This is a genomic window from Streptomyces subrutilus, assembly GCF_001746425.1.
In the GTDB taxonomy this organism is placed as follows: domain Bacteria; phylum Actinomycetota; class Actinomycetes; order Streptomycetales; family Streptomycetaceae; genus Streptomyces; species Streptomyces subrutilus_A.
The window spans coordinates 959,810-985,085 of the sequence record NZ_MEHK01000001.1; the positions used below are offsets into that span (position 1 = coordinate 959,810).

Below are 25,276 nucleotides of genomic sequence, written 5' to 3' on the forward strand. Positions count from 1 at the left end.
CCCCTCCGAAGGAGCATCCCCGTGACTCGCAAGCGCGTTCTGCCGCTGGCCGCCCTGCTGCTGTGCACCCCGGCCCTGGCCGGTACGGCGCCCGCGGCCGCCGCCCCGCGGACCGCCCTCCCGGCGAACGAACCCGCCGCCCCGCTGCGGATCCTGCTCACCAACGACGACGGGTACGACGCGCCCGGCATCCGCAAGGCCTTCGAGCGGCTGACGACGGCCGGTCACGACGTCACGATCGTGGCTCCGCTCACCAACCAGAGCGGAACCGGCACCAAGGTGTCCAACGCCCCCACCGTCGTGGTGAAGCACCCCGAGCCGAAGGTGTGGGCGGTCGACGGCACACCGGGCGACTCCGTCGCCTTCGGGCTCTCCGAGGTCTTCGCCGCCAAGGCCCCCGACCTCGTGGTCTCCGGCACCAACTTCGGGCCGAACGTCGCCGGGCTCGCCAGCCACTCCGGCACGGTCGGCGGCGCCGTCGCCGCGCTGGAGTCCGGCGTCCCGGCCATCGCCCTGAGCACCGGCGGTCTGACCGTGCCCGACCCGGTCACCACCGTCAACGCCATGGGTCCGACCCTCGACTTCGCCGTCAAGCTGATCGACCGGCTGCGGGCGCGGGCCCACTCGGGGCGGCTGCTGCCCGCGGGGGTCGGCCTCAACGTCAACCACCCGGTGGTCGGCGCGGACGGCAAGGGCACGGCCACCGGTGTGGCCACGACCTTCCAGGACCCGCAGAACTTCCTCCAGCCGGACTACACCGACTCCGGTGACGGCACCTGGAAGGTGTCCGTGAAGGTGGCGCTGCGGCCGGCCGCCAAGGGCGGCGACCTCGAGGCGGTCGCCGCGAGCCGGATCGCCGTGCGCCCGATGAACGCCGACTGGAACGCGGGTCCGGCCGACCACGCCAGGGCCGCCGCCCTGATCGCCGGGCTCCGGCCGTGAAACGCCGGACCGGACCCCTGCTCGGCGCCGTCCTCGTCCTGGCCTCGGCGCTGATCGCCCCGGCGGCGCCGGCGGCGGCGCAGGGCGGCGGCGGATCACCGCACCCCGTGGTCACCCTCGCGCAGGGCGCCCTGCGCGGACAGACCCGGGACGGGGCGCAGGAGTTCCTGGGCGTCCCCTACGCGGCTCCCCCGGTCGGGGACGCGCGGCTGCGTGCCCCGCGGCCGCCGGCGCGCTGGTCCGGGGTGCGGGAGGCGGACCGACAGGCTCCCGCGTGCCTGCAGTTCTCGCCGTTCGGGCTGCGCGATCCGGCGGCCGTCAGCGAGGACTGCCTGTACCTGGACGTGTACCGGCCCCGGTCGGCCCGCCCCGGAGCCCGGCTGCCGGTGATCGTCTGGATGCACGGGGGTGCGTACAGCCAGGGCACCGGGACCCAGTTCGGCGGGCGGACCATGGCCGAGCTCACCCAGACGGTGGTGGTCAGCATCAACTACCGCCTGGGGCAGCTCGGTTATCTGGAGCTCCCCGACCTGACCGGGCCGCGCGAGGTGCGGTCCGGCTCCTTCGGGCTGATGGACCAGATCTCGGCGCTGCGGTGGACCCGCGAGAACATCGCGGCCTTCGGCGGGAATCCGCAGAGCGTCACGGTCTCCGGGCAGTCCGCGGGCAGCGGGTCCGTGTGTGCGCTGCTGGCGGCCCCCTCGGCCGCCGGCCTGTTCCACCGGGCGGTGCTGCAGAGCGGTCCGTGCACCTTGCTGCGCACGCCCGACCGGGCCCGGGCCGAGGGCCTGGCGCGGGAGTTCGCCGCGCGGGCGGGGTGTGGCGGTCCGGCCGGGGTGGCGGCGTGTCTGCGCGGCGCCTCGGGGGCGGCTCTCGTGGAGGCCGCCCGTACGGTGGCCGCCCCGGGTCCGGCGTCGGGCGACGGCCTGCTGCCGGTCGATCCGGAGCGGGCCGTGCGCTCCGGCGCGTGGAACAAGGTGCCGGTCTTGATCGGCAGCACCCGCTCCGAGGGCCGGTTCTTCGTCGCGCTGACACAGCCGGACCTGACCCGGCAGCAGTACACGGCGCAGGTCCTCGCGGAGTACGGGGCCGCGGGGCCCGAAGTGCTGGCACGCTATCCGGTCGAGGCCCACGGTTCGCCGTACCTGGCGCTGTCGGCCGTCCTGACGGACTCGACCTTCGCCTGCCACAGTGCGTGGACGGCGGAGCTGTTCGCCGGCCAAGTGCCGACGTTCGCGTACGAGTTCGACGATCCGCGGTCCCCGACGCTGGCCGGGGCCCAGGTGCCGGGCCTGGACCAGTCGAACGGGCACAGCGCCGAACTGGCCTACCTGCACGACTTCACCATGGGTGAGCGCCCGCTGACCCCGGTGCAGGTGGCGCTGGCGACCCGGATGAAGCGCTACTGGGGCGCCTTCGCCCGCTCGGGCGCGCCCGTCGTGCCGGGTCAGGCGCCCTGGCCGGCGGCCGTGCCCGGCTCCGGGGTCGCCCCGGTGCTCACCCTCGGGCCGGTGCGGACGGATCCGGGCTCGTCGTTCGGGGCGGACCACCAGTGCGCGTTCTGGCGGACCCGGCCGGACCGGCCGATCTGATCACGCGGCCGCGGGGCGGCGTCGGCGCCGCAGGACGACCAGGGCCGACGCCGCCGCGACGAGGGCGGCGGACACCGTCAGGAGCCAGACCGGGACGCCGTCCCCCACCGTGAGCAGTTCGTCCCGGTGGACGACACGGCGGTAGGGGGTGTCCCGGGCGGCGGCGCGCAGTTCGTGGTCGGCGTCGATGCGGCCCGGTTCCGGGAAGCGCTGGTCGATCGCGGTGAGGAACGCCGGCCCGCCGCCGGTGAGTTCGGCGAGCGGCCCGCCCCTCGGGGTGATCTTCCCGGCGAAGGTCACCTCGGGGGCGGATCCGCCGATCGCCGAGCTCGGCTCCATGCGGTGCTCGGCCAGTACGTACAGGCCGAGGGACTGGGGGGTCTTGGCCATCCGGGAGAGCCGCATCGGGTAGACCAGCACCGGGCTCTCGAAGCGGATCTTCAGCGGGTCCAGGTCCCCCCGCAGCGGTCTGCCCTGCTGCCGGGGGGCCAGCCGTACCGCCACGTACTCCCACTTCTGGTCGACGTACGGGGTGACCTCGGCGGTGAGCCGGTCGGGGAGTTCGAAGCCGTTGGCCTCCAGCCAGTCCTTCAGGGCGTCGGGGTCGGTGGCCGTCAGGCGGGCGACGTCGAAGTCGCCCAGCTGCTCGCGGCCGACGACCCCGACGCCCGAGTCGGCGCTGCCGGGCGGTGCCGCGCCGGCGGTGTCCCCGGCCCCGGAGGAGAAGGGCCAGTCGCCGTCGCGCGGCCAGAAGTAGCTCCGGGTCCGGCGTTCGGGCCGGGTCAGCCGGGAGAGCTCGCCGAACACCTGCCCGTCGCCCAGTTCCACCGTGGCCCGGCCCGGTACGGGCATGATCCAGGCGGCCCGGTGCGCGTCCCCGCGGACGGTGAACCGCATGACGATCTGTTCCGTGCGGCCGTCCCAGTGCACGACGGAGGTCTCGCGGTCGACGCCGATCCGGGACTGCCGGTCGGGGACCATCGCCCCGCAGCCGCACGCGTAGGCGGGGTTGACCAGGGCGCCCACCTGGGTCGCGAGCAGGGCGATCAGCAGGGCGGCGATTCTTCTTCTCATCCACACGGGGTCTCAGACGACGGCCCGCGAGATCCGGTTCCGCCGGAACGGCCGAGGGCCTTCCTCGCCTTTCCACCGGGGCCGGATCAGCCCGCACACCGGCAACCCGTACCGGGCCCCCGCGCGACTTGGAGGTACGGCGGGGGCCGGGGCGGCGGTGCCTGGTTCACGGGGCCGGGGCGCGGCTCAGCTGCCCGCGCCGGAGCGGACGGCGTTGCGCCAGACCGTCACGTCCAGCGTCATGTACTTGCTGGGCGAGTTCTCCGGGGCGAAGCCCTGCACCGTCACCAGGGCCAGGTGCCCGGTGCCGGTGGTGACGCAGATCTGCCGGCCCTTGGAGAGCTTGGCCAGGGAGATGTTCTTGGCGAAGCGGGTCTCGGCCCGGCAGACGGCGAGGGTCCCCTCCTGTCCGGGGTCGAGCAGCACCAGGTTCCCGTCCGAGGTCTCGGCGTCGAGGTATCCGCCGGTGTCGTAGGAGAGCTCGTACCCGCCGTCCTCACCGACCTGGGGCCGGATATCCTCGTCCCCCAGGGTCAGGTGGTAGCCTGCGGTGAGGTTGATGCCCTTGTGGTCGGTGGGCTTGGGGTCGGCCTGGGCGCTCGGCTTGGCCCCCGGCTGGGCCGAGCCCGTCTGGCCTCCTCCGGCCTGGTCCGCCCCCTTGCCCTGGTCCTGCGACGTGGAGCCGCCGCCCCGGGCCTGCTCCCCGCTGCCGTTCCCCTTGAGCAGGGCGTAGGCCGTGGCGCTGCCCGCCACGGCGAAGACCAGCACGGCCGCCAGCGCGATGAGCACGCCCTTCCTGCCCGACCTCGCGGGGGTCTGAGGGCGCTGGGGCTGCGGAATGAACCCGCCGGAGTGCGACTGGTGTTGCTGGTGCGGCTGTGCCGGGAACTGCGTCGGGGCGTAGGCGTGCGCGTGGGCCGGCGGCGGCGCGGTGGGGCCGGGGGCCGGGGCGGGCGTGGGGTACGACTGCGGCGGCTGATGCTGCCGGTGTTGCGCCGACTGCTGGTGCTGGTGCGTCGGCTGCTGGTGCTGGTGCGTCGGCTGCTGGTGCGGTGCCGGGCCGAAGCCCGGGGGCGGGGTGGCCGGAGCCGCCGGCGCGGTGGGCGCGTACGCCGGCGCGGCCGGGGCGGCCGACGGGGGCGGCGGGGTCTGCACCGGGGCCGGGGCGGCGGCCCGCACGGTGATGTCCGCGGCGACCGGTCCCGGGAGCCAGTCCTCGGGGCGGCGCAGCACCGTCTCGGCGTTGGCGGCCTGGCAGAGCACGATGATCTCGGACAGGGACGGCCTGGCCTCGGGGTCCTTGGCGAGGCACCGGGTGACCAGTTCGGTCAGCCGCTCCGGGACCCCGCTGAGGTCGGGCTCCTCGTGGACGATGCGGTAGAGCACGCCGTGCGAGGTCCCCTCGCCGAAGGCCGGGGTTCCGGTGGCGGCGTAGGCGGCGACCTGGCCGAGCGCGAAGATGTCGGTGGCCGGGGTCACCCTGCGTCCCGCGGCCTGCTCCGGGGCCATGAAGGAGGGGGTGCCGATGGTGACTCCGCTGCCGGTCAGGGAGGTCGCGTCGGCGGCGTAGGCGATGCCGAAGTCGATGACGCGGGGGCCGTCCGCGGCGAGCAGCACGTTGGACGGCTTCAGGTCGCGGTGGACGATGCCCGCACCGTGGATGACGTGCAGGGCCTCGGCCATTCCGGCGATGAGCAGCAGCACCGCCTCGACCGGCAGGGCTCCGTGCGCCACCACCGCGTCGGCGAGCGACGGGCCCGGCACGTACGCGGTGGCCAGCCAGGGCTGGGCGCTGTCGGTGTCGGCGTCGATGACGGGAGCGGTGAACAGCCCCTGCACCCGCTGCGCGGACTGCACTTCCTGGGTGAACCGGCGGCGGAATTCGGCGTCTTCGCCGAACTCGGGCCGGATCACCTTGATCGCCACGGGCCGGCCGCCGGGCGTGTAGGAGAGGTAGACCTTGCCCATGCCGCCGGCGCCGAGCTTGGCGGCCAGCCGGTATCCGGCGATGGTGGTGGGGTCGTCACCGGCCAGCGGCTGGAAGACCTGGGGGGAACTGTTCCGGCTCGGCTGCTGACCACTCATCAACTTTGTCTCCCCCGCAGATCTGACTCGACGACCGGCACCCTACCCAACCGGGGCGGGCCGGGCCTCACACGGGCGGCTCCGTGCGGCTCCGTGCGGCTCCGCAGCGGTGCGGGGGTGACCCCCTCCAGGGAGCGCGCGAAGGTCCGCCGCGGTGACGGCGGAACGGGCAGCAGGGAGGGGACGACGAGGACCCCGCCCCGCATCCGGCGGCCTCCGCCGAGGCGGCGCCGTCGGGCGAGTCCTCGACCGCCACACAGGCGCCCGGTGCGAGGCCGAGGCGCCCGGCGGCCTCCCGGTGGGGGTCGGGATGCGGCTTGGTCCGCCCGGTGTCGTCGGCGGACACGGTGAAGGCGAAGGGGACACGGGCCAGCGATCCGCCGACCACCGAGTCCACGACCAGCCGCGGCGAGGCGCTGACCGGGGCGAAGGGAACCCTCTCCGCCTCCAGGGCGGTCAGCGGCCGCCGGGCTCCGGGCCGCACGGGCGTCCCCGCCTCGACCCGGCGGAAGAACCGCTCGGCGAGCAGGGCCGCGATCCCGGCCGGGTCTCCCCCTCCGGCGGCCCGTACGAGGTGCGCCGCGGTGTCCTCGACGGCGCGGCCGACGACCTCCGGCGCGTCCGCGCGGGTGAGCCGGTGGCCGTCTCGGGTGAACCCCGGTGGGCGCGCGGCTGCCCTCGGAGAGCGATCTGGCGGCGCGCTGGTCAGCCTCGCGCGGGACCGTGCGCCAGGCGGTCGCCACGCTCGCCGCGGAGGGGCTGATCGGCTCCCGGCAGGGCGCGCGGAGGACCGTACTGCGCCAGGAGCGCCGGCACAGCTGCGGCGAGGTGAACAGCTTCGCCCAGTGGGCGGAGGGGGTGGGACACCGGGCGGACAGCCGCTTCCTGTCCCGGATCCGCAGACCCGCCACGGCCGGGGAGGCCGAGCGGCTCGCGCTGGACCCGGGCACGGAGATCCTGGCCGTGCTGCGGCTGCGGCTGCGCGACGGGGAGCCCACCTTGGTGGAGCGGACCGCCTACGCGGACTGGGTCGCGGCGGCCGTCGAGGCGTTGCCCGCGGACTGCCGGTCCGTCATGGACAGCCTGGCCCAGGGCTCCGGGATCGTCGCCCGCCACGGCCGCGGCGGGCGGGTACGGCTGAGTCCCGGCAGCGCCGCTACCCTTCGGTTGCTTCAGCTGCTTCGGCTGCTTCCGTGATCGCCCCCGGCAGCCACTCGGCTACCCGGCCGAAGCCGAAGCCCAGGGCCGCGGCGCGACCGTTGTCCATGGCATAGGCGCGGTCGAAGGAGAACGGCGAGGCGGCGGCGCCCTGTTCGACCAGCCGGTAGCGCGGCCGCCGCCCGAGCCGCCGGGCGGCCAGCTCGCAGAGCCCGGTCACGTCCAGCGACCCGTGGGAGGCCGCGTTCACCGGCCCGGTGAAGCTCTGCCCGGCCGCCCAGTACAGCAGGCCGGCGATCTCCCGGTGGTGGATGAACGAGGTGGCGTACGGGACCGCGTGCACGTCGACCGGGGTCCCGGCGGCGATCCGCGCCACGTAGTGCGCCAGCCTGCCGGTGAACTCCTCCCGGCCGCCGCCGAGGACGTGGGCGGTCCGTACGGAGACGAACGGGAAGGCGGGCTCGCGCAGGAAGACGGCCTCGGCCTGCCGCTTCTGCTCGGCGTAGGCGCGCGCGGGGTCGGTGTGGGGCGCCGTGGGCAGGAGGTGCGCCAGGTCCAGGGAGTCTTCGGTGACGGGGACGGGCACGGGACCGGCCGCCGGGGCCCGGCCGCCGCCCGCCGTACGGCCGGGGAGGGTGGCGGGGTCGTACACCTCCATCGTGGAGGTCATGACGTACCGGCCGGTCCGCCCGGCGAAGACCCGGCGGGCGACGGCGGCCTGCCGGGGCGTGTAGCAGACCTGGTCGACGACCACGTCGAAACCGCGCGGGCCCAGCGCCACCCGCAGCGCCTCCTCGTCGTCGCGGTCGGCGACGACGTGGCCGACGCCGGCGGGTGGGACGCTGGAGCCCCGGTTGAGGACGGTCACCTCGTGCCCCGCGTCCCGCGCCTTGGTGACCAGGGACTTTCCGAAGTACCGGCTCCCGCCGATGACAAGAATCGTGTGCATGCGCCCGACTCTGCCGCTGTAGGGTCCCCAGCGGAACTGGCGATCCGCTGAACCCGTATGAAGGACGACTGATGATCGATGTGCAGCGGCTGCGCGTCCTGCGGGCCGTCGCGGAGCACGGCAGCTTCAACAAGGCCGCCGGCGCCCTGCTGCTGACCCCCTCGGCCGTCTCCCAGCACATCGCCGCACTGGAGCGCACCCTCGGGCATCCGGTGGCCGTGCGCAGCACCCGCGGGGCCATCCTGACGGAGGCCGGACGGCTGCTGGTGGAGGCGGCGGAGGCGATCTCCGCCGAACTGGACCAGGTCCGCCGCGAGATCGACCGGCTCACCGCGCCCCGGCCGCGCCTGACCCTGGCCACCTTCACCAGCGGCGGCCGCCACCTGCTGCCCGCCGCGCTCGCCCGGTTCGTCGCCGCGCACCCGGAGGTGGAGCTGACGGTGCTGGAGAGCGAGCCGGAGGCGGCCGCGCCGATGGTGCGCGGCGGCGCGGCCGATCTGGCGCTCGCCTACCACTTCGACGGGCCGCCGCCCGTGGGTCCGGGCGAGCGCCCCCCGCTCGACTGGGTCCCGCTGATGGAGGACCCGCTACGGCTGGTCGTACCGCGCGGCCACCGGCTCGCGGGCCGGGCCTCGCTGGGCCTGGCCGAGCTCTCCGCCGAGCGCTGGGTGATCGGCTGCCTCAAGACGGAGTCGTTCCTGCGCCGTTACGCGGAACGCGCCGGCTTCGAGCTGCGGGTGGCGGCGTCGACCACCGACTACTTCTTCGCGCAGAGCCTGGTCGCTGCGGGCGTGGGAATCTCCCTGGTCCCCACCGTCTCACTGGCCCCGTCCCCCGAGGTGACGGTGGTCCAGCTCGAACCCCCGCGCCCCACCCGCCACATCGGCCTCCTACTCCCCCGCCGACGCCGCCCGAACCCGTACACCCAGTCCCTGACGGAAGCCCTGACCCCGACCGCGCACCGGACGGCCCGCCCGTGAACCACCTGCTGCCCGGCCTGGCCGCCAACCCGTCCCTGCCGCCGTTCCTGGTCGACCGGCTGATCACGCGGGTCGGGGTCGGCGTTGACGCGTCCGGCATCCCCGACGACGACCTGGTCCGGGACCTCGTCGGCACGCTGGCCGACCGTACCGACCTCACGCCCGCCCAGGTGCGGGCGCTGGCCGCGCACCACGAGCACACCGCCGTCCAGCTCGCGTACCGAGGGCTGCTCCCGGCCGCCGACGCCGACCCGGCCTCGCGTCCGTACGCGGCCCTCGCCCTCCTCGACGAGGGACGCGGCCACCCGCGGTGGGCCCGTGCGCTCGCGGCGGACCCGGATCCCGAGATCCGCCGGAAGCTGGCCGCCTGCCCCGGCCTGCCCGCCGAGGTCACGGACGCCCTGGCCGCTGATCCGGACGTGGAGGTGGTCGCGGAGCTCGCCCTGTGGACGGCGTCGGACGTCATCGCCCGCCTCGCGTCCCATCCGGATCCTCGGGTCCGCCGCGCGACGGCAGGCAATCCGGCGACCGCGGCCGAGGTCGTGGTCGCCCTCGCCGAGGACCCCGAGCTGTCCCTGAACTGGGTGCTCGCCGAGCGGACCGACCTGCCGCAGGCCGTCTACGCACGGCTGGCCGCCGACCCGCTGCCCGGCGTCCGCGCCACGCTCGCGGGCAACCCCGGCGTCGGGGAGGACCTGGTCCGCGTCCTGGCCGCCGACGAGGATGACGGCGTACGGCGCGGCCTCGCGCGGCATCCGCGGGTGCCGCTCGACGTGCTCGGGCACCTGGCCCGGATGGCCGGGCTCGGGCCGGCGCTGCTGCCGCGGATCGCCTCCGCGACGCCGGACGAGGTCGCCGGGCTGGCCGGGTCGGCGCACTCGGCGGTTCGCATGCTCGTGGCGGAGCGGCGCGATCTGCCGCCGGAGGTGCGCGACGCACTGGCCTCGGATCCGGACGCGGCGGTGGTCCGGGCGGTCGCCGCCCACCCGGGCCTGCCCGAGGAGCGGCTGCGTGCCATGGTCGCGCGGCACGGCGTACGGGTCCACGCGCGGGCCGCCGCACATCCGGACGCGCCGGGAGCCCTGCTGGCGGAACTGGCCCGCCACGAGCCGCCCGTACGCGGGGCCCTGCGGGCGATCGCCGTCCACCCTCGCGCCACGGCCGAGGCCCTGGTGCCCTGTCTGGCCGACCCGCGGGCGGCCCGGTACGCGGCCGGCCACCCGGCGCTCCCGGTACCGGTGCTCACCGGCCTGCTGCACGGGCCCGACCAGGAGGTCGCACGGGCCGCCGCCGCCAATTCGGCGCTGCCGTTCCGCGTGATGGCGGAGTTGGTCACGGTGATCCCGGGGTGACCGGGCCCGTCTCGTAGGCGAGGACCACGGCCTGGGCTGGTGTGGCCAGCGCCCTCCTCGGGGCCCTGACCCGGTCCGGTCGGCGGCCCGGATGGCGATCGCCTCGGTGCTGCACCCCGAGGAGCGGTCACCGGGGGGACCGTCGGCCTCGTCCGCCGCCGCCCCGGGCTCCGCCTCCGGCGCCGTCTTCGGCCGTCAGGGTGTGCAGGCGCCGGTCGGCGGTGTCGGCCGCCCGGCGGGCCTTCCCGGCCGCGCGGGCGGCCTCGCGGCGGCGTCGCTCGGCCTCGGCGACGGCGGTGTGCGCCTGGTCCCGCGCGGCCCGGGCGCGCTCGAGCTCCGCATCGGCTGCCGCCGCCTCGTCGGCCGCCCGCTGCCGGGCCTCCTCGGCCTCGCGCAGTTCCTCCTCCCGCGCCGCGGCCTCCGCCCCCGCGTCCCGGGCGGCGGCGCGGGCGGCGGCCACCCGGGGGTCGGGCCCCCGCTCGGCCTCCGGCTCCGGGGCCGGGGCGGGGGCGGGGGCCGGAGCCGGTGGAGCGGGCGGGGTGGGCGGTACGGCGCCCGGGTCCACGCCGGGGAACTCCGTCGCGGCGGCCGGAGTCCTGGTCAGCCGGCCGGAGGCCCAGGTCTCGGCCGCGTCCGGGTCGGCCAGGGCCGCGCGGAGGATCTGCTCGACCTCGCGCAGCACCGTCTCCGAGACGGCCGTCCCGGCCTCCGCCGCCAGGCGCACGGCCTCGCGGGCCAGGGCCCCGATCACCACGTGCTGCTGGTGGGACAGCGCGCGCAACTGCGCCCCGTCCAGGGACCGGTGCGCCGCCCGCAGGGCCTGCCCGAGCGCACGGAACCGCTCGACCTCGTCCGGCTTGGCCCGGACCAGCGTGTTCGAGGTCCAGGCCGCGAGGGTGGGGCGGCGCAGGCCCGCGATGCGCCGGCCCGCCGTGCGGTCCCCGGTCCGTTTCGCCTCGGCGGCGGCCTCGTCCCGCGCCGCCGTGAACCGCGCCGGGGGCAGTGCGTACAGGGTGTCGACGACCTCTTCCACATCCACGCGGCCCACTGTCCGCCATCACCGCCCGTGGACGGCGGACCGCACCGCCCCGCGCGCCGCCGCCGGGTCCGCAACAGCGGCTCGGCGGCTCGGCGGCTCAGGAGCGGAGGAGCTATGACCTCAGGGGCGCAAGGGCTGCGGGGGCTGCGGGGCCCGGGCGTTCACCGGTCCGCCGGGCGGTGTTCGTCGACGATGCGGCCGTCGCGCAGTTCCACGACCCGGTCGGCCAGTTCGATCAGCGCCGGGTCACGGGTGGCGACCAGTGCGGTGACGCCCTCGCCGCGCACCACCGCCCGCAGCAGCCGCATGATCGAGCGCCCCGACTCCGAGTCGCGTTGGCCGGTCGGCTCGTCCGCGATGATCAGGTCGGGTTCGTTGGCGAGAGTGCGGGCCACGGCCAAGCGGTGCTGCGTGCCGCCGGACAGCTCGCCGGGGCGCCGGCCCGCGTGTTCGGCCAAGCGCACGTCTCCCGCGGTCGGGATGTCCAGGCCGCCGACCGGGTTCAGCAGGGCGGTCATGCCCGAGCCGGCCCGGCAGCGGCTGCGCCACCGCCGGGATGCGGTGGGCTTCGTCTGGCGGCAGACCGCCCGCAACCTGCTGCCGTTCCTGACGGCGGTCCAGAACATGCCTCGCCGTGGCCACGGCCAACGAACCCGCGGTCCTCCTGGCCGACGAGCTGGACTCCGAGACCGGCGCCGCCATCTTCCTGGTCTTCCGCACGGTCGACCGCGAGCTGGGCGCCACCGTGGTCATCGTGACGCACGATCCGCGCACGGCGCGCAGTCGGTGAGCGAACGCGAGTACGTGATGCTCGACCGCACCGGCCGCGTCCAGCTCCCGCACAAGTTCCTGGAAGCCCTCGGCATGGAGCGCCGCGTTGCCGTGGACCTCGCCGCCGACCACATCGAGGTGCGCCGCGACGACCACGACCCGGACGGGGACCGAGGCGGCCCCGCAGCCGATTCCGTCACCTTCGCGCCCCGGGGGTCGTTAAGGCCTCGGGGTTGACTCGGGGGCGAAGGGATGAACGGAATGCGGCAATTTCCTCTGGAGATGCACCACGTGGCACCCGGCCGGGTGGTCGAATGGCGGCTGAGGTCCACGGCGGCGGAGGCCTGCGGCCCCGATGACGAGCCGGGCAGGAGGGCCTCGTTCAACCAGGAGAAGCACTTCAACGTCGCCGAGGAGAGCCGGGCCGCCGACGACCCCGTCGCCTCGTGGATCGCGGTCACCTTCGAGGTGGCCGGACGGCTGGACGAACCGGCCCTGGCACAGGCTCTGCTGGCCTTCGTCCAGCGGCACGAGGTGCTGAGGTGCGCGTTCCGCCGACTGGCCGGGGAGCTGGCCTGTGAGCCCTTCGACCCCGCCGAACTCGCTCTCGAGGCCGAGACCGTGGGCGCTTTCGAGACCTCCGGGGCGCTGCGCGACTTCCTCGTCGAGCGGTTCACCCGGAGCATCGACACGCTGTCCTGGCCGCTGTTCGTGATGGGAGCGGTGCTGCGCGAGGACTCCGCGACGGTCTACCTCGCCTTCGACCACATCGTGTGCGACGGCATGTCGATGCCGATCGTCGTCCACGAGGTGCTGACCGCGTACGAGGCCCTGTGCCGCGGCGAGGAGTCCGGACTGCCGTCGGCCGCCCCCAGCTATCTGGACTTCGCCGACGAGCAGCGCCGCCGCTACCTCTCCATCGACGCCCGCGACGAACGCCTCGACTACTGGAAGGAGTTCATCGCCCGCGGCGGCGAGTTCTTCCCCCGCTTCCCGCTCGACCTCGGCGTGGAACCGGACCGAATGTACCCGATCGTGAACGAGGCCTCCACGCTGCTGGACGCCGCCGAGACCGAGGTCTACGAGAAGACCTGCCTGGCGGTCGGCGGGAAGCCCTTCATGGGGGTGCTCGCCGCCGTCGCCGTCTGCCTGCGCGAGGCCGGCGGGCCGGGCGTCTACCGGGGCCTCATGCCGGTGAGCGAGCGCGGCCGGGAGGGCTGGGGGAACTCGGTGGGCTGGTTCGTCAACACCATGCCCATCGAGTTCGACGCCTCCCCCGGCCGGGACTTCGCCCAGGTGATGGCGGGGGTCCGGGCCGGCTTCAACGAGATGATCAGCCACATCGACGTGCCGTTCGTGCGGGCCTGGGAGCTGCTCGCCCCCGAGGAGTTCGCCGCCCGCTCCTGGCCGTACCCGGTGAACTTCTTCTCGTACATCGACATGCGCCGGTGTCAGGGCGCGGGCCGCCACGACGAGTGGCGGCCCTCGACCCACGTGTGGTCGGCGCGCGCCAACGGCGCCTGCTCCTGGTTCCAGCGGGACGCCGGCGGGCTGCACATGAACTCCCTCTACGTCGACACCCCGGCGGCCCGCCGCACCATGGGCGACTTCCAGGAGGCGCTGCGCCTGACCGTCCAGCAGATCGCCCGTTCGGGCGGCTTCCGCCGGCCCGTCGCGCTGACCGCGCCGCGCCGGCCCGAGCGGACGCCGCTCGACGCGGCCGCCGGTTACGGCCGGTAGAGGGTGTAGAGGAGCCGGTTCGGCACGACCGGCGGGCTGCCCTGGAGGACGCCGGCCGTGGCGTTCGCGACGAGCGCCTGTTTGACCTGCGCGGGGGTGTCCCCCGGCCGGACGGCCAGGTGCAGGGCGGCGGCGCCGGAGGTGTGGGCGGTGGCCGCCGAGGTGCCGCTGAGGGTGGCCGTGGCGGTGTCGCCGTCCTTCCAGGCGGAGGGGATGGCCACCCCGGGTGCGAACAGGGCCACGCACTGGCCGTGGTTGGAGGACGAGGCCCGGCGGTCGAGGCTGTCGCTCGCGCCGACGGTGATGATCTCGGGCAGCCGGGCGGGCGAGTTGGCGCAGGCTCCGTCGGGCCCGGCGAAGCCGCCGGCCGCGGCGGTGTAGGTGATCCCGGCGCGGATGGAGCCGCGCACGGCGGCGTCGAGGGCGGTGTTGGCGGCTCCGCCCAGGCTCATGTTCGCGACGGCGGGGCGGACCGCGTTCGCGGTCACCCAGTCGACGCCGGCGATGACCCCCGAGGTGGCGGCGGATCCCTGGCAGTTCAGGACGCGTACGGCGACCAGCCGGGCTTCCTTGGCCACGCCGTAGTCCGAGCCCGCGACGATCCCGCCGACGTGGGTGCCGTGGCCGTTGCAGTCGATTCCGTTCCGGCCGTCGCCGACGGTGTCGGTGCCGACGGCGGCGCGGCCGCCGAACTGCGTGTGCGTGGTGCGCAGTCCGGTGTCGATGACGTACACCCGCACGCCGGGGGCGGTGGTCCGGTAGGTGTAGGTGGTGGAGAGCGGGAGCGCGCGCTGGTCGATGCGGTCCAGTCCCCAGGGGGCGTCCGGCTGGACGGCCGACGGGCCGGTGGGGGCCGCCGCGGCGTCCAGGGTGAGCACGGTGTCCTGCTGGACGCGCGCCACGCGCGGGTCGGCGGCGAGCCGGGCCGCCTGCCGCGGGCTCATCCGCGCGGAGAAGCCGTGGAGCGCCGCGGCGTAGACGTGGCCGAGCCGGGCCCCGTCCGTCTTCGCGAGCAGGTCGGGGAGGGTCCGGGTCCCGGCCGCGGGCTCCTTCAGTACGACGATCCAGCCGTCCGGGACCGCTGCCTCGGCAGGGCCCGCGAACTGTAACTTCCCCGCGGGGGCCGCCGAACCCGCCGAAGCGTCGGACGCGGCGGTGGCGGCGGCAGTGGCGAGGGGAGCGATCGGCAGGAGGGCGGCGGCGAGCAGGCCGGCGCAGGGCAGCAGCCTCGCTGAGCGTCGGGTGGCGGACATCCGGTACACCTGACCTTTCGTCGACCGGGCGTGGGGGCGCCCCAGGTTCCCCGGTCCCGCCCGGGGGCACAAGAGTGCGGTCCCGGGCAGCCCGGCCGACGGTCGTTCAGCCCTCCCGGCGGCGCCGCCGTGCGGCCCGCAGTTGGGCCCGCCGATCCCTGCCGGACGAGCCGGCCATCCCCTGACAACCGTCCGAAGTCACGCGTCACAGCCGCTCGGCGCGCCGGCGGAGCAGGGCGCGTTCGCTCTCGTTGCGGGTGAGCGAGGCCGCCCGTTCGAACTCGGCGCGGGCCTCCGCCGGCCGGCCGAGCCGCTCCAGCAGGTCCCCCCGTACGCTCGGCAGCAAGTGGTAGGCGCGCAGCGCCGGTTCCACGGCCAGGGCGTCCACCAGCGGGAGCGCGGCTTCCGGTCCCAGGGCCATCGAGACGGCGACCGCCCGGTTGAGCTCCACCACCGGGGACGGGATCAGGGTGACGAGCCGCCCGTACAGGGCGGCGATCGTCGTCCAGTCGGTGTCCTCGTAGCGGACGGCGGCCGCGTGGCAGCCGGCGATCGCGGCCTGGACCGAGTAGGGGCCGCTGCCGGCGTGCCGCATGGCCTCGACGCCGCGGAGGATGAGCAGGCGGTTCCACCGCGCCCGGTTCTGGTCGGCGAGCAGGACCGGTTCCCCGTCGGGTCCGGTGCGGGCGGCCGTCCGGGAGGCCTGGAACTCCAGCAGCGCGGCGAGGCCGTGCACTTCCGGCTCCTCGGGCATCAGGACCGCCAGGACGCGGGCCAGCCGCAGCGCGTCCTCGCACAGGGCGGGGCGGACCAGGTCCTCGCCCGCGGTGGCCGAGTAGCCCTCGTTGAACACGAGGTAGATGACCTCGAGGACCGATGTGAGCCGTGCCTCGCGGTCGGCCCCGTACGGGACTTCGAAGGGCACCCCCGCCGTGGCCAGGGTCCGCTTCGCCCGGACGATGCGCTGGGCGACGGCGGACTCGGACGCGAGGAGGGCGCGGGCGATCTCCTGGGTCGTCAGGCCGCCCATCAGGCGCAGGGTGAGCGCGATCCGGGCCTCGGTCGCGAGGACCGGGTGGCAGGCGGTGAAGATCAGCCGCAGCAGGTCGTCGTCGATGTCCTCGGGGTCGGCCGGTTCGGCGGGCGGCGGTGCGTCCTCCAGGGTCCGGCCGACCTCCGCGAGTTTGCGCGCGTACGTCTCCTTGCGGCGGACGAGGTCGATCGCACGGTGTTTGGCGGTGGCCATCAGCCAGGCGCCCGGCCGGTCCGGGACACCCGTGCCCGGCCACTGCTCCAGCGCGGCGACGAGGGCGTCCTGCGCGAGTTCCTCGGCGATGCCGACGTCCCGGACGATACGGGTGACGCCGGCGATGATCCGCGCCGACTCGATCCTGAACACCGCTTCGACCGCCTGGGCCGTACTCACTGCCGTCACGGCCACCCATCAGAGCAGCCGTGACGAGGCAGGGCAAACGCGGCGCGGGTCACATCTCCTGGATCTCCCGCACCTCGGCGCTGACGTTCCACTCCGCCGGGTGGATCTCCAGGAACCTCCGGGTCCACTCGATGGCCTCGGCCTTGTCCTTGCACTGGCTGAGGGAGTAGCCGCCGACGACCTCCTTGGTCTCCGTGAAGGGGCCGTCGGTGTAGCTGATCTTCCCGCCGGACCAGCTGAGCCGGGTCCCTTCGGAGGTGGGCAGGAGCCCGGCGGTGTCGAGCATGACGCCGGCCTTGGTGATCTCCTCCAGCAGGGCGCCCATGCGCTGCTCGAACTCGGGCGGGAAGTTCTCGGGGGGCAGGTCCTGCTCGTTGATGCGGATCATGGTCAGGAAGCGCGGCATGGTGACTCCTCGGTCGGGAGGGCGGGGGCTTTCCCTGCCTCTCACCCCTGCGTCGAACGGGAGACGTCCGGATCGACAGCTCCTCGAAGATTCTTCGAAGAATTTTCGGGAGCCGCCACAGGGGCCCAGCCGCTCACCCGTTCACCTGCTCAGCTGCTCACCTGCTCAGCTGCTCAGTGGAGCCAGAAGAAGATGGTGTCCTCGGTCCGGCCCGCCCTCTTCGTCGACTCCCACTCCTCGGCCTCGACCCGCATGGCCCCCAGCAGTACCTCCGCCGTCTCACGGACCTCCGGGTCGAGCCGGTCCAGGACCGCCTCGTACGCCGCGACCACCTCGGCGGCCCGGGACGCCGGGAAGGTGCCCATGCACGGGACGGCGTCGCCCGGATGCGGGAGCCGGATCGGCGGGCCGTCGAACAGGATCGCGGCGGGCGCGAGGTCGGCCGGGACCCCGTGCCGGGTCATCTCCTCGTCGACGGTGTGGAACCAGGACGGCCGCCGCCAGTAGCCGAGGTCGTAGGTGTCGGAGAAGTGCCCCGCGACCAGCGCCTGGAAGGCGTAGGTGTAGCCGGGCTGCATGTCCGCGCCGGGGCTGCCTTCCAGCAGTTCCTCCAGTGCCCGTACGACCGGCACGTCCAGCGTGATGCCCTGCTCTTCGAGGCGGGCGTCGGCCTGCGCGCAGCGCTCCCGCGCGAGGCCGAGGCGGCGCTCCTGTTCGGGTGTCCGCTCCACCGCCGTCAGCAGCCGGATCACGGCCCGCATGTCGCCGGTGCTCATCTCCAGGTTCCCCATGGCCCCATTCCTCCGTGTGTGTCGACTTCCATGATCGCTGACGGCGGCGGCTGGTGGGGAACGGCCGAAGGGCGGTCAGCGGCTGTCCCCCACCCAGTCCCAGCGGCCGGGGTCCGCCGCCCGGCGGCGGTAGTGGGCGCGGCCGCCCGCCCCGTAGCGCCCTATCTCCGTGGGCAGGCGGGCTTCCTCGGCGAGCTGCCGGACGCTCCAGCCGGTGACGTCGAGGAGGAGCCCGTCCAGGGGGCCGCCCACGAGCTCGCCGTAGACGTGCCCGGGGCGGGGGCCGGGGTCGGGGTCTTCGTGGTCGGCGCCGTAGACCCGGCGCCGGAGCATCCTGTCGTCCATGCGGTCCAGCTTCACAGGCACCACTGACAACGGGCCGCCCTGCGCAGCGGCGATGATGGTGGCCGCCTCCCCGGTCACGGGGGGCCCGGGAGCGAGGAGCGGCAGGCATGGCACGTCGGGTACACCAGGCACGTGAGGACCAGGAGTTCGACTTCATCCTGTCCATGGCGCCGGGGCCGGTTCTCGCCTATTTCTGCGGGACCTGGCCGAAGGCCCTGGAGGCGTGCCGGGCCATGGACGCGGTCGTCGGCGAGCTGGCCGAGGAGTACGCGACGCGGCTCACCGCCGTCCGTACGGACATCACCCGCTGCCCGGGGCCGACCAGGCGATTCGGCGTGACCGGCGCGCCGACCGCCGTGCTCGTCAAGGACGGCGAGGCGGTCGCGAGCCAGGCCGGGCCCCTCACCCACGAGGAGTTCCGGGCGTTCCTGGACGCCCATCTCTGAGCTCGGGGGCGGGCCGCTGGGCCCTGTGGGCGAACTCGGGTGATCTGGCCGAAAGTGGCATAGGTGGGATAGGTGCCTCAGGCATGTAATGGACTCCGGCACAACGGAACCATCGCTCGCGAGGTGCTCATGTCCTTCACGTCAGAGACCGTTGCCTTCCCCCAGGACCGAACCTGCCCCTACCACCCGCCCACCGCCTACGAAACCCTGCGGAAGAGCCGGCCGCTCTCCCGCGTCACCCTCTTCGACGGCCGCTCGGTGTGGGTGGTCACCGGACTCGCCGAGGCCCGCGCCCTGCTCGCCGACGGACGGCTCTCCACCGACCGCCGCAACGCGGGCTTCCCCCTGCCCACCCGCCGGTTCCAGGGGCTGGAGATCCGGCGCGCGGCGCTGCTCGGTTTCGACGATCCCGAGCACAACACCCAGCGCCGGATGCTGATCCCCTCCTTCACCCTGAAGCGGACCGCGGCCCTGCGGCCGCACATCCAGCGGACGGTGGACCGGCTGATCGACGAGATGGTCGCCGCGGGCCCGCGGGCCGAGCTGGTCTCCGCCTTCGCCCTGCCGGTGCCTTCGATGGTGATCTGCGCCCTGCTCGGAGTCCCGTACGAGGACCACGAGTTCTTCGAGGAGCAGTCCAGGCGGCTGCTGCGCGGCCCGGAGCCCTCCGACGTGGAGGACGCCCGCCGCGAGCTCGACGGCTACCTCGTCGGCCTCATCGGGCGCAAGCGCCGGGAGCCCGGGGACGGACTGCTCGACGAGCTGATCGCGCAGCGCCTGGAGGCCGGTGAGATCGGCGTCGCGGAACTGGCCGACCTCGCCGCGATCCTGCTGATCGCGGGGCACGAGACCACTGCCAACATGATCTCGCTCGGCACCTTCACCCTGCTGCGCCATCCCGGGCAGCTGGCCGAGCTGCGGGCGGACCCGACGCTGATCTCTTCGGCCGTGGAGGAACTGATGCGGTTCCTGTCGATCGCGGACGGCATGCTGCGGGTGGCGACCGAGGACATCGAGATCGGCGGGGTCACGGTCGGCGCCGGCGACGGGGTGGTGTTCTCCACCTCCCTCATCAACCGCGACGACTCCGTCTTCGAGGATCCGGACGCGCTGGACTGGCACCGGCCGGCGCGGCACCACGTGGCGTTCGGCTTCGGCATCCACCAGTGCCTCGGGCAGAACCTGGCCCGCGCGGAGATGGAGATCGCGCTGGGCACGCTCTTCGAGCGGCTGCCGGGGCTGCGGCTGGCGGCCGACCCGGACCTGATCCCCTTCAAGCCCGGCGACACCATCCAGGGCATGGTCGAGCTGCCCGTGGCGTGGTGAGGGCGGTGTCGGCCGCACGTCTGCGCATCGACATCGACACGGGCGTCTGCATCGGGGCGGGCCAGTGCGCGCTGACCGCCCCCGAGGTGTTCACCCAGGACGACGACGGCTTCGGCGAGCTGCTCCCCGGCCGCGCGGGCGGCGCCGGAAGCCCGCTGGTCCGGGAGGCCGCCCGGGCCTGTCCGGTCTCGGCCATCGCCGTTCGGGAGGACTGACCCGCGGCCGGGGACTGTATTTCCTGTACAGTCGTCCAGGAAATACAGTCCCCCCGGATCGTCGGGCCGCCGGCCCCCCGGACCCCCGGACGCGTCCGCCCGACAACCCGAGAAGCGGAGGCGGCCCGTGCACACGGTCGCTCAGATCCTGATCGGCCTCGTGGCCGTCCTTCACCTGTACTTCCTGGTGCTGGAGATGTTCCTGTGGCAGCGGCCGCCGGGGCGCGCCCTGTCCGGGTTCGACGCGGACACCGCCCGCCTCACCGCGACGCTCGCCGCCAACCAGGGCCTCTACAACGGGTTCCTCGCCGCCGGCCTGGTGTGGTCCCTGGTCATCGACTCGCTCGCCACGCAGGTCTTCTTCCTCGTCTGCGTGATCGTCGCCGGGGTGTACGGGGCCGCGACCGCCAACCGCCGGATCCTCGTCGCCCAGGCGCTGCCGGGCGCGCTGGCCCTCGGCGCGGCACTGCCGGCCGCGTGAGCCCCCGCGTCGGTCCCCAGGACGGCCGGGCACCGGACCCGCGCACCGCCAGGACGAAGGCGCGACTGCGCGAGAGCCTGCTCGCGGAATGTGCCGGCCGGCCGCTCGCCGAGGTCGGCGTCTCGGCGGTGGTCCGCCGGGCCGGGGTCGGGCGGGCCACGTTCTACCTGCACTACGAGGACCTCACCGCACTCGCCGTGGACGCCTGCGCCGATGTGGTGCACGCCGCGGTGGACGCCCTGCACGCCTGGCAGACCGGGCCGGCGGCGGCGCCCCCGGCGCGGCCGCCCGCCGCCCTGGCCGGTTTCCTGGCCGGGGCGGCCGGGCGTGCGCCCCTCTACCGCGCCCTGCTTCTGCCCGGCGGCGGGGGCCCGCTCGGCGAACGCCTCCACCGGGAGCTGCGCGAGCGGGCCCGGGCCGAGCGCGCGGCCGCGGGCGCCCCGCACCCGGAGCTCGTCGCCTCGGCGGTCGCCGCCGCCTTCACCGGGGTCCTCGCGGACTGGCTCCACGACACCGTCCCGGCCGGCGCGGCCGATCTGGCGGGCCACCTGTGGCGGCTCCTGCTCGCCCTCCACCGGGCCGTGCCCGAGGCGTAGCGCGCGGAAAAACCCCGCCGGACGGACCGGCGGGGCTCACCTCACGGGCCGGGCCCGGGAAGCGGTTTTACGAGAGGGGGACCACCCGCTCGGCCTGGGGACCCTTGGGACCCTGGGTGACGTTGTACTCGACCTTCTGGTTCTCTTCCAGCGACTTGAAGCCGGTGGTCTCGATGGCGGAGAAGTGCACGAACACGTCCGGCCCGCCGTCGTCCTGCTGAATGAAGCCGAACCCCTTCTCCGAGTTGAACCACTTCACGATGCCTGTTGCCATCTGGCTGATCCTTCTCAACGTTCCACTGCGGGCCGCACACGCGGCCGTCTCGATCCTGCCCAACCGTCTCGTACAGCACACGCTGAACGCGGCCAACCGGGGCGTGGCGCGCAATCGAACTTCCGGCCGCCTCGTCCGTGAAACGGGGGAAAGGGCGCCGACGAGGGGCCTGCGAGAGCCCTGTTTTCTCCACCCGCCTGTTCATGCGCCGCTGTCCGCGGCGGGCAAGGGCGCGACGGATCGCGGACGAGGGGCTGCCGCTGCGGCTCGGCGCGGGCCGCCGACCCGGCAGCCCAGGCAGTCCGCGTGCCCCGCCCGGGCGGCGGTGTCCCGGGTGCGCCAGTCCCAGTCGGCCTCGGGGCGGGGGCCGCTGGGCTTGCCCCACCCGGCGAGGTGCAGCAGCCAGGTGACGGCCCCGGCCGCGGCGACGACGCCGAGGCCGATCCAGACGCCGGGGGTCCAGGCCGCGCACACGGCGACCCCCGCCCCGGTGAAGCCCACCAGGGCCAGTCCGGTACCGGTCCAGCCGGCCACCGTGTGGCCGAGGTCGACGTGGCCGTGCGCACTCATGGATGCTCCTTGGTCGGACGTGCGGCAGTACGCTCGGAGCAGGATCTTTTATCTCACGAGCTAAGTAACTTAGATGCTAAGGAGTATGTGGGTGCAGGGCAAGTCCCGCCCCCCGGCCACGGCCGGGGAGGCGCTTTCGCGCATGGACCAGTACGTCGCCCTCGGCGTCATCGCCCAGCAGGAGGTGGCGCAGATGCTCGGCCTGAACGTCACCGACCTCACCTGCCTCGGCCACATCCTGGGGGCGGGGGACGCCCCCCTGGCCGCCGGCGACCTCGCCCAGCTGACGAACCTCACCACGGGCGCCGTGACCGGGGTGCTCAACCGCCTCGAGAGGGCCGGGTACGCCCGGCGCCAGGCCGACCCGGCCGACCGGCGCCGGGTCCGGGTGGTGGCCGTCCCGGCCGCGAACGCGCGGATCTTCGCCGTGTACCAGCCGTTCTACGACCGCCTCGGCGCCCTGTTCGCCGACTACACGCCCGACGAGGTCGCGGTGATCGCCGACTGGTTCGGCCGGGCCGCGGGCGAGGTCCGCGCCCACCTGGCGCAGCTGCGGTCGGGAGAGCTGGACGGCGGGCCGGCGTAAGGAATGCCCCCTGTCCCCGCTGGTACCATGGGCGGTTGACCATCTTGTTTTCCGCAGCACGAACGCCCTTCGAAAGGTCCTGCATGAGGAACCCGTCAGCTCATGGCCGATTCGGTGTGAAGGGCGGTGCCAAGCCCGGCGGCAAGTCCGGCGCCAAGGCCCCCCGCAGCACCGGGCCCCAGGGTGAGTTCACGCGGCACGAGCCGAAGGTGCCGGGACTGCCGCCGGTGGCCTCGTTCTCCGAGCTGGACCTGCCCGCCGAGCTGACGACGACCATGGACCGCCTGGAGGTGAAGGAGCCCTTCCCCATCCAGGCCGCGACGCTCCCGAACGCGCTGGCCGGCCGGGACGTGCTGGGCCGCGGGCGCACGGGTTCCGGCAAGACCCTCGCCTTCGGCCTGGCGCTGCTGGCGCGCACGGCGGGCCGGAAGGCCGACCCGAAGCGCCCGCTGGCGCTGGTCCTCGTACCGACCCGCGAGCTGGCGCAGCAGGTGACCGAGGCCCTGACCCCGTACGCGGAGGCCCTGGGGCTGCGCATGGCCACGGTCGTCGGCGGACTGTCCATCGGACGTCAGGTGAGCGCGCTGCGCACCGGAGCCGAGGTCGTGGTGGCCACCCCCGGACGGCTGAGCGACCTGATCGGACGGCGCGACGTCCACCTGGAGCGCGTGAAGATCACCGTGCTCGACGAAGCCGACCAGATGTGCGACATGGGCTTCATGCCGCAGGTCACCGAGATCCTCGACCAGGTGCACCACGCGGGCCAGCGGATGCTGTTCTCGGCCACCCTGGACCGCAACGTGGACCAGCTGGTGCGCACCTACCTGAAGGACCCGGTCTCGCACTCCGTGGACCCCCAGGCCGGCGCGGTGACCACGATGGACCACCACGTGCTGCACGTCCACGCGGCCGACAAGATCTCCGCGGCCACCGAGATCGCGGCGCGCGACAACCGCGTGCTGATGTTCCTCGACACCAAGCACGGCGTCGACCAGTTCGTGAAGCACCTGCGCGCGATGGGCGTCCGGGCGGAGGGCCTGCACAGTGGCAAGTCGCAGCCGCAGCGGACCCGGACCCTGGCCCAGTTCAAGAGCGGGGCCGTGACCGTCCTGGTCGCGACCAACGTCGCGGCGCGCGGCATCCACATCGACGACCTCGACCTCGTGGTCAACGTCGACCCGCCCGCCGACCACAAGGACTACCTGCACCGGGGCGGCCGTACCGCCCGGGCCGGCGAGTCCGGCCGGGTCGTCACCCTCGTCGCGCCGAACCAGCGCCGGGACATGGTCCGGCTGATGTCGGACGCCCGGATCCGGCCGACCATCACCCAGGTGAGGTCCGGCGAGGCCGCCCTGACCCGGATCACCGGCGCCAAGGCCCCCTCCGGGGTGCCGCTGGCCGGCTCCGCGCCGACGGACGCCAAGGGCAAGCCCTCGGGCTCGGACCTCGGTTTCCGCGGGATCGGCACCCGGCCGGGGCGGCCGGGGCGGGGCAAGGAGTCCCGCAAGACGGCGGAGGCCCGGCAGGCCGCCGAGGCCCGCCGTGCGGCCCGGGTGCGCAAGGGGATCTGACATCTGACGCTCGGGGGCCCGTCGTGCCCGCGGCAGGCGGGCCCGGCGCGGCGGCGGGACGGGCCTACGCCAGGGTGCGGCGGCGCAGGCGTTCGGCGGCCGCGTTGCGGACCCGGCGGGTGCGGGCGGAGGCGGCGAGCAGGCCGAGGGCCTCGGACGAGGTCAGCGTCTGCGCGGCGGTGCGCTGGCACCAGTCCGAGGCCGCCGTCAGCTCCGCCCCGGCCCAGGCTTCCCCGCGGGTGATCGTCTTGAGCAGGGTCCACTCGCGCAGCCGCCGCTCGGGAAAGGCCCGCCCGTCGAGCACCGCGGTCATCGCCCGGGCCCAGCCGGGGAACCCCTCGTCGTCCAGCAGCCGCGCCGCCCGGCGGTTCAGGTGCGTGACCACCGCGCTCTCGGCCATCACCGGATCCGGGTCGCGCAGCACGGCGGCCACGGCTTCGGCCTCGGCGGGCTGCCCCGACGCCGCGGCGAGCGAGCCGAGGTGGCGCTCGTAGCGCCAGTGCTCGGGCGGTGCGGCGCCCTCGCGGGCGTGCTGGATCTTCATCCCTCTCCCCATGGCACCCATTCCACACGACCCTCCTGCGCGCCCGGCGCTCAGGGTGCGGGCGGCGGGCCGGCGGGCCGCGGGGGCGCCAGCATCAGGGCTTCGGCGCCGACCGGCCGGAAACCGGCTGCCTGGAAGGCGCGGATGCTGCGGGCGTTCCCGGTGGCCTGCTGGGACCAGACCGGCTGCCGGTCGGGGACGAGGTGCCGGGCCGCTCGGGCCAGCTCCCGGCCCAGCCCCCGGTGGCGGGCCTCCTCGTCGACCTCGACAGCCGTCTCCCAGCGGCCCGCGACGCCCCGGCCGAGGACGAGGACTCCCCCGTCGGCCGCCCATACCCGTACGTCGTCGCGCCGGCCCAGGGCGCGCCGCACCCGGGGGTGGTCGGGGTCGGCGAGCTCGCGGAGCTCCACCGGGGGTTCGCCGGGCAGCGGGCCCGCGACGGTGAGCAGGTCGATCGTGTCGGTGGTGCGCCCCGTACGGTCCAGCAGCGCCGCCAGGAAGCGGGGGTTCATGGTGGCGGCGAGGCCGTCGCACTCGACGGCGGCGAGGGTGGAGCGCACCCATCGCGGGTCCTCGTCGGTGAACACCACGGAATGGGCGGTGAAGGCGATGACACCCGCGTCGCGCCGGCCGGGCTGGGGCACCACGGTCGTCCCGCCGTCGGGCGGCGGGAAGCGCCCGTGGGCGGCTGCGTCCAGGATCCCGGCCAGCGTGCCGCCGACGCGGAGGTCTTCAAGTCCCATGGCGGTGCTCCT

Annotated in this window: 29 protein-coding genes and 1 pseudogene; 15 read left to right on the forward strand and 15 right to left on the reverse strand. The window is 74.8% G+C overall.

Translation table 11 applies throughout. The features are described from left to right. Positions 1-21: 21 nt before the first annotated feature. Both surE and BGK67_RS05320 read left to right on the forward strand, forming a co-directional pair. The gene (gene surE, locus BGK67_RS05315; protein WP_069918807.1) at positions 22-942 is read left to right on the forward strand and encodes a 5'/3'-nucleotidase SurE; all 921 of its coding nucleotides are present in this window, start codon (positions 22-24) and stop codon (positions 940-942) included. Beyond that, a complete protein-coding gene (locus BGK67_RS05320) occupies positions 939-2,534 on the forward strand; it encodes a carboxylesterase/lipase family protein (RefSeq protein WP_069918808.1) in 1,596 nt (531 codons plus the stop codon). Before surE ends, BGK67_RS05320 begins: the two co-directional genes overlap by 4 nt. Here the strand turns inward: BGK67_RS05320 and BGK67_RS05325 are convergent, their stop codons facing one another. The 3 genes from BGK67_RS05325 to BGK67_RS39880 all read right to left on the reverse strand — a co-directional run bounded on the left by BGK67_RS05325 (position 2,535) and on the right by BGK67_RS39880 (position 6,177). Next, on the reverse strand, positions 2,535-3,608 hold the full coding sequence (locus tag BGK67_RS05325) for a DUF2330 domain-containing protein (RefSeq protein WP_069918809.1): 1,074 nt from the start codon (positions 3,606-3,608) through the stop codon (positions 2,535-2,537). It lies immediately after the preceding gene. 186 nt (positions 3,609-3,794) lie between these two features. After that, a complete protein-coding gene (locus BGK67_RS05330; protein WP_069918810.1) occupies positions 3,795-5,693 on the reverse strand; it encodes a serine/threonine-protein kinase in 1,899 nt (632 codons plus the stop codon). 67 nt (positions 5,694-5,760) lie between these two features. After that, positions 5,761-6,177, reverse strand: a complete 417-nt coding sequence (locus BGK67_RS39880) for an HAD family hydrolase (RefSeq protein ID WP_069918811.1) — start codon at positions 6,175-6,177, stop codon at positions 5,761-5,763. Between the two features lie 176 nt (positions 6,178-6,353). Here BGK67_RS39880 and BGK67_RS05340 point away from each other — a divergent pair, with 176 nt between their 5' ends. After that, positions 6,354-6,890, forward strand: a complete 537-nt coding sequence (locus BGK67_RS05340) for a UTRA domain-containing protein (RefSeq protein WP_079154033.1) — start codon at positions 6,354-6,356, stop codon at positions 6,888-6,890. On the opposite strand, the gene BGK67_RS05345 is transcribed toward BGK67_RS05340, so the two are convergent. Next, the gene (locus BGK67_RS05345) at positions 6,850-7,800 is read right to left on the reverse strand and encodes an NAD-dependent epimerase/dehydratase family protein (protein WP_069918812.1); all 951 of its coding nucleotides are present in this window, start codon (positions 7,798-7,800) and stop codon (positions 6,850-6,852) included. The genes BGK67_RS05340 and BGK67_RS05345 overlap by 41 nt on opposite strands. Before the next feature lie 71 nt (positions 7,801-7,871). Between BGK67_RS05345 and BGK67_RS05350 the strand changes: the two genes are divergently transcribed. Together BGK67_RS05350 and BGK67_RS05355 are read left to right on the forward strand one after the other, a co-directional pair. Continuing rightward, the gene (locus BGK67_RS05350) at positions 7,872-8,780 is read left to right on the forward strand and encodes a LysR family transcriptional regulator (RefSeq protein WP_069918813.1); all 909 of its coding nucleotides are present in this window, start codon (positions 7,872-7,874) and stop codon (positions 8,778-8,780) included. Continuing rightward, positions 8,777-10,132: a hypothetical protein gene (locus BGK67_RS05355; RefSeq protein ID WP_069918814.1), complete on the forward strand. Its 1,356-nt coding sequence runs from the start codon at positions 8,777-8,779 to the stop codon at positions 10,130-10,132. The genes BGK67_RS05350 and BGK67_RS05355 overlap by 4 nt, the downstream gene beginning before the upstream one ends. 127 nt (positions 10,133-10,259) lie before the next feature. Here the strand turns inward: BGK67_RS05355 and BGK67_RS05360 are convergent, their stop codons facing one another. Next, positions 10,260-11,171: a hypothetical protein gene (locus tag BGK67_RS05360; RefSeq protein ID WP_069918815.1), complete on the reverse strand. Its 912-nt coding sequence runs from the start codon at positions 11,169-11,171 to the stop codon at positions 10,260-10,262. 161 nt (positions 11,172-11,332) lie between these two features. Further along, a pseudogene (locus BGK67_RS36000) lies at positions 11,333-11,635 on the reverse strand (ATP-binding cassette domain-containing protein); the annotation flags it as partial. Between the two features lie 170 nt (positions 11,636-11,805). Here BGK67_RS36000 and BGK67_RS41170 point away from each other — a divergent pair. Genes BGK67_RS41170 through BGK67_RS05375 form a run of 3 tightly spaced genes read left to right on the forward strand, consistent with a single transcriptional unit; the run spans position 11,806 to position 13,682 of the window. Then, a complete protein-coding gene (locus BGK67_RS41170; RefSeq protein WP_432215422.1) occupies positions 11,806-11,961 on the forward strand; it encodes a hypothetical protein in 156 nt (51 codons plus the stop codon). After that, positions 11,958-12,179 carry a hypothetical protein gene (locus BGK67_RS41175; RefSeq protein WP_069918816.1) on the forward strand — a complete coding sequence of 74 codons (222 nt, stop codon included), beginning with the start codon at positions 11,958-11,960 and terminating at the stop codon, positions 12,177-12,179. The genes BGK67_RS41170 and BGK67_RS41175 overlap by 4 nt, the downstream gene beginning before the upstream one ends. Positions 12,180-12,203: 24 nt before the next feature. Beyond that, a complete protein-coding gene (locus tag BGK67_RS05375) occupies positions 12,204-13,682 on the forward strand; it encodes a condensation domain-containing protein (protein ID WP_069918817.1) in 1,479 nt (492 codons plus the stop codon). Here BGK67_RS05375 and BGK67_RS05380 read toward each other — a convergent pair. The 5 genes from BGK67_RS05380 to BGK67_RS05400 all read right to left on the reverse strand — a co-directional run bounded on the left by BGK67_RS05380 (position 13,670) and on the right by BGK67_RS05400 (position 17,912). Further along, positions 13,670-14,935 (reverse strand): S8 family peptidase, encoded by a 1,266-nt coding sequence (locus tag BGK67_RS05380; protein ID WP_069918818.1) that lies wholly within the window; start codon positions 14,933-14,935, stop codon positions 13,670-13,672. The two genes, BGK67_RS05375 and BGK67_RS05380, sit on opposite strands and share 13 nt — an antisense overlap. A gap of 205 nt (positions 14,936-15,140) precedes the next feature. Continuing rightward, a complete protein-coding gene (locus BGK67_RS05385; protein WP_069918819.1) occupies positions 15,141-16,361 on the reverse strand; it encodes an RNA polymerase sigma factor in 1,221 nt (406 codons plus the stop codon). A gap of 58 nt (positions 16,362-16,419) precedes the next feature. Beyond that, entirely contained in the window at positions 16,420-16,776 is a 357-nt protein-coding gene (locus tag BGK67_RS05390) for a YciI family protein (protein ID WP_069918820.1), read from the reverse strand. A gap of 173 nt (positions 16,777-16,949) precedes the next feature. Beyond that, positions 16,950-17,567, reverse strand: coding sequence for a DUF7691 family protein (locus tag BGK67_RS05395; protein WP_069918821.1), 618 nt, complete (start codon positions 17,565-17,567; stop codon positions 16,950-16,952). Between the two features lie 75 nt (positions 17,568-17,642). Continuing rightward, on the reverse strand, positions 17,643-17,912 hold the full coding sequence (locus BGK67_RS05400; RefSeq protein ID WP_069923646.1) for a hypothetical protein: 270 nt from the start codon (positions 17,910-17,912) through the stop codon (positions 17,643-17,645). A 107-nt stretch (positions 17,913-18,019) separates the two neighbouring features. Here BGK67_RS05400 and BGK67_RS05405 point away from each other — a divergent pair, with 107 nt between their 5' ends. The 5 genes from BGK67_RS05405 to BGK67_RS05425 all read left to right on the forward strand — a co-directional run bounded on the left by BGK67_RS05405 (position 18,020) and on the right by BGK67_RS05425 (position 20,976). Beyond that, positions 18,020-18,358 (forward strand): thioredoxin family protein, encoded by a 339-nt coding sequence (locus BGK67_RS05405; RefSeq protein ID WP_069918822.1) that lies wholly within the window; start codon positions 18,020-18,022, stop codon positions 18,356-18,358. Between the two features lie 129 nt (positions 18,359-18,487). Continuing rightward, the gene (locus BGK67_RS05410; RefSeq protein ID WP_069923647.1) at positions 18,488-19,684 is read left to right on the forward strand and encodes a cytochrome P450; all 1,197 of its coding nucleotides are present in this window, start codon (positions 18,488-18,490) and stop codon (positions 19,682-19,684) included. A 20-nt stretch (positions 19,685-19,704) separates the two neighbouring features. Further along, positions 19,705-19,899 (forward strand): ferredoxin, encoded by a 195-nt coding sequence (locus BGK67_RS05415; RefSeq protein WP_069923648.1) that lies wholly within the window; start codon positions 19,705-19,707, stop codon positions 19,897-19,899. A gap of 127 nt (positions 19,900-20,026) precedes the next feature. After that, positions 20,027-20,380: a DUF1304 domain-containing protein gene (locus BGK67_RS05420; RefSeq protein ID WP_069918823.1), complete on the forward strand. Its 354-nt coding sequence runs from the start codon at positions 20,027-20,029 to the stop codon at positions 20,378-20,380. After that, entirely contained in the window at positions 20,377-20,976 is a 600-nt protein-coding gene (locus BGK67_RS05425; protein ID WP_069918824.1) for a TetR/AcrR family transcriptional regulator, read from the forward strand. The genes BGK67_RS05420 and BGK67_RS05425 overlap by 4 nt, the downstream gene beginning before the upstream one ends. A 67-nt stretch (positions 20,977-21,043) precedes the next feature. Here BGK67_RS05425 and BGK67_RS05430 read toward each other — a convergent pair whose 3' ends face one another. Together BGK67_RS05430 and BGK67_RS05435 are read right to left on the reverse strand one after the other, a co-directional pair. Further along, positions 21,044-21,250, reverse strand: a complete 207-nt coding sequence (locus tag BGK67_RS05430; protein WP_069918825.1) for a cold-shock protein — start codon at positions 21,248-21,250, stop codon at positions 21,044-21,046. Between the two features lie 201 nt (positions 21,251-21,451). Continuing rightward, the gene (locus tag BGK67_RS05435) at positions 21,452-21,820 is read right to left on the reverse strand and encodes an HGxxPAAW family protein (protein WP_069918826.1); all 369 of its coding nucleotides are present in this window, start codon (positions 21,818-21,820) and stop codon (positions 21,452-21,454) included. Positions 21,821-21,911: 91 nt separating this feature from the next. On the opposite strand from BGK67_RS05435, the gene BGK67_RS05440 reads away from it, so the two are divergent. Then, the gene (locus tag BGK67_RS05440) at positions 21,912-22,406 is read left to right on the forward strand and encodes a MarR family winged helix-turn-helix transcriptional regulator (RefSeq protein WP_208948652.1); all 495 of its coding nucleotides are present in this window, start codon (positions 21,912-21,914) and stop codon (positions 22,404-22,406) included. 83 nt (positions 22,407-22,489) lie between these two features. After that, positions 22,490-23,977, forward strand: a complete 1,488-nt coding sequence (locus BGK67_RS05445; RefSeq protein WP_069918828.1) for a DEAD/DEAH box helicase — start codon at positions 22,490-22,492, stop codon at positions 23,975-23,977. Positions 23,978-24,041: 64 nt separating this feature from the next. On the opposite strand, the gene BGK67_RS05450 is transcribed toward BGK67_RS05445, so the two are convergent. Further along, positions 24,042-24,521 (reverse strand): hypothetical protein, encoded by a 480-nt coding sequence (locus tag BGK67_RS05450; RefSeq protein ID WP_069918829.1) that lies wholly within the window; start codon positions 24,519-24,521, stop codon positions 24,042-24,044. 50 nt (positions 24,522-24,571) lie between these two features. Further along, positions 24,572-25,264, reverse strand: coding sequence for a GNAT family N-acetyltransferase (locus BGK67_RS05455; RefSeq protein WP_069918830.1), 693 nt, complete (start codon positions 25,262-25,264; stop codon positions 24,572-24,574). Positions 25,265-25,276: the final 12 nt, after the last annotated feature.

What these genes read in the sequence shown, in the direction of transcription:
- BGK67_RS05325 (WP_069918809.1), bottom strand. Translation starts at nt 3,608, where the DNA reads ATGAGAAGAAGAATCGCCGCCCTGCTGATCGCCCTGCTCGCGACCCAG.
- BGK67_RS05330 (WP_069918810.1), bottom strand. Translation starts at nt 5,693, where the DNA reads ATGAGTGGTCAGCAGCCGAGCCGGAACAGTTCCCCCCAGGTCTTCCAG.
- BGK67_RS05345 (WP_069918812.1), bottom strand. Translation starts at nt 7,800, where the DNA reads ATGCACACGATTCTTGTCATCGGCGGGAGCCGGTACTTCGGAAAGTCC.
- BGK67_RS05350 (WP_069918813.1), top strand. Translation starts at nt 7,872, where the DNA reads ATGATCGATGTGCAGCGGCTGCGCGTCCTGCGGGCCGTCGCGGAGCAC.
- BGK67_RS05375 (WP_069918817.1), top strand. Translation starts at nt 12,204, where the DNA reads ATGCGGCAATTTCCTCTGGAGATGCACCACGTGGCACCCGGCCGGGTG.
- BGK67_RS05380 (WP_069918818.1), bottom strand. Translation starts at nt 14,935, where the DNA reads ATGTCCGCCACCCGACGCTCAGCGAGGCTGCTGCCCTGCGCCGGCCTG.
- BGK67_RS05390 (WP_069918820.1), bottom strand. Translation starts at nt 16,776, where the DNA reads ATGCCGCGCTTCCTGACCATGATCCGCATCAACGAGCAGGACCTGCCC.
- BGK67_RS05395 (WP_069918821.1), bottom strand. Translation starts at nt 17,567, where the DNA reads ATGGGGAACCTGGAGATGAGCACCGGCGACATGCGGGCCGTGATCCGG.
- BGK67_RS05400 (WP_069923646.1), bottom strand. Translation starts at nt 17,912, where the DNA reads ATGGACGACAGGATGCTCCGGCGCCGGGTCTACGGCGCCGACCACGAA.
- BGK67_RS05405 (WP_069918822.1), top strand. Translation starts at nt 18,020, where the DNA reads ATGGCACGTCGGGTACACCAGGCACGTGAGGACCAGGAGTTCGACTTC.
- BGK67_RS05410 (WP_069923647.1), top strand. Translation starts at nt 18,488, where the DNA reads ATGTCCTTCACGTCAGAGACCGTTGCCTTCCCCCAGGACCGAACCTGC.
- BGK67_RS05430 (WP_069918825.1), bottom strand. Translation starts at nt 21,250, where the DNA reads ATGGCAACAGGCATCGTGAAGTGGTTCAACTCGGAGAAGGGGTTCGGC.
- BGK67_RS05435 (WP_069918826.1), bottom strand. Translation starts at nt 21,820, where the DNA reads ATGAGTGCGCACGGCCACGTCGACCTCGGCCACACGGTGGCCGGCTGG.
- BGK67_RS05445 (WP_069918828.1), top strand. Translation starts at nt 22,490, where the DNA reads ATGAGGAACCCGTCAGCTCATGGCCGATTCGGTGTGAAGGGCGGTGCC.
- BGK67_RS05450 (WP_069918829.1), bottom strand. Translation starts at nt 24,521, where the DNA reads ATGAAGATCCAGCACGCCCGCGAGGGCGCCGCACCGCCCGAGCACTGG.
- BGK67_RS05455 (WP_069918830.1), bottom strand. Translation starts at nt 25,264, where the DNA reads ATGGGACTTGAAGACCTCCGCGTCGGCGGCACGCTGGCCGGGATCCTG.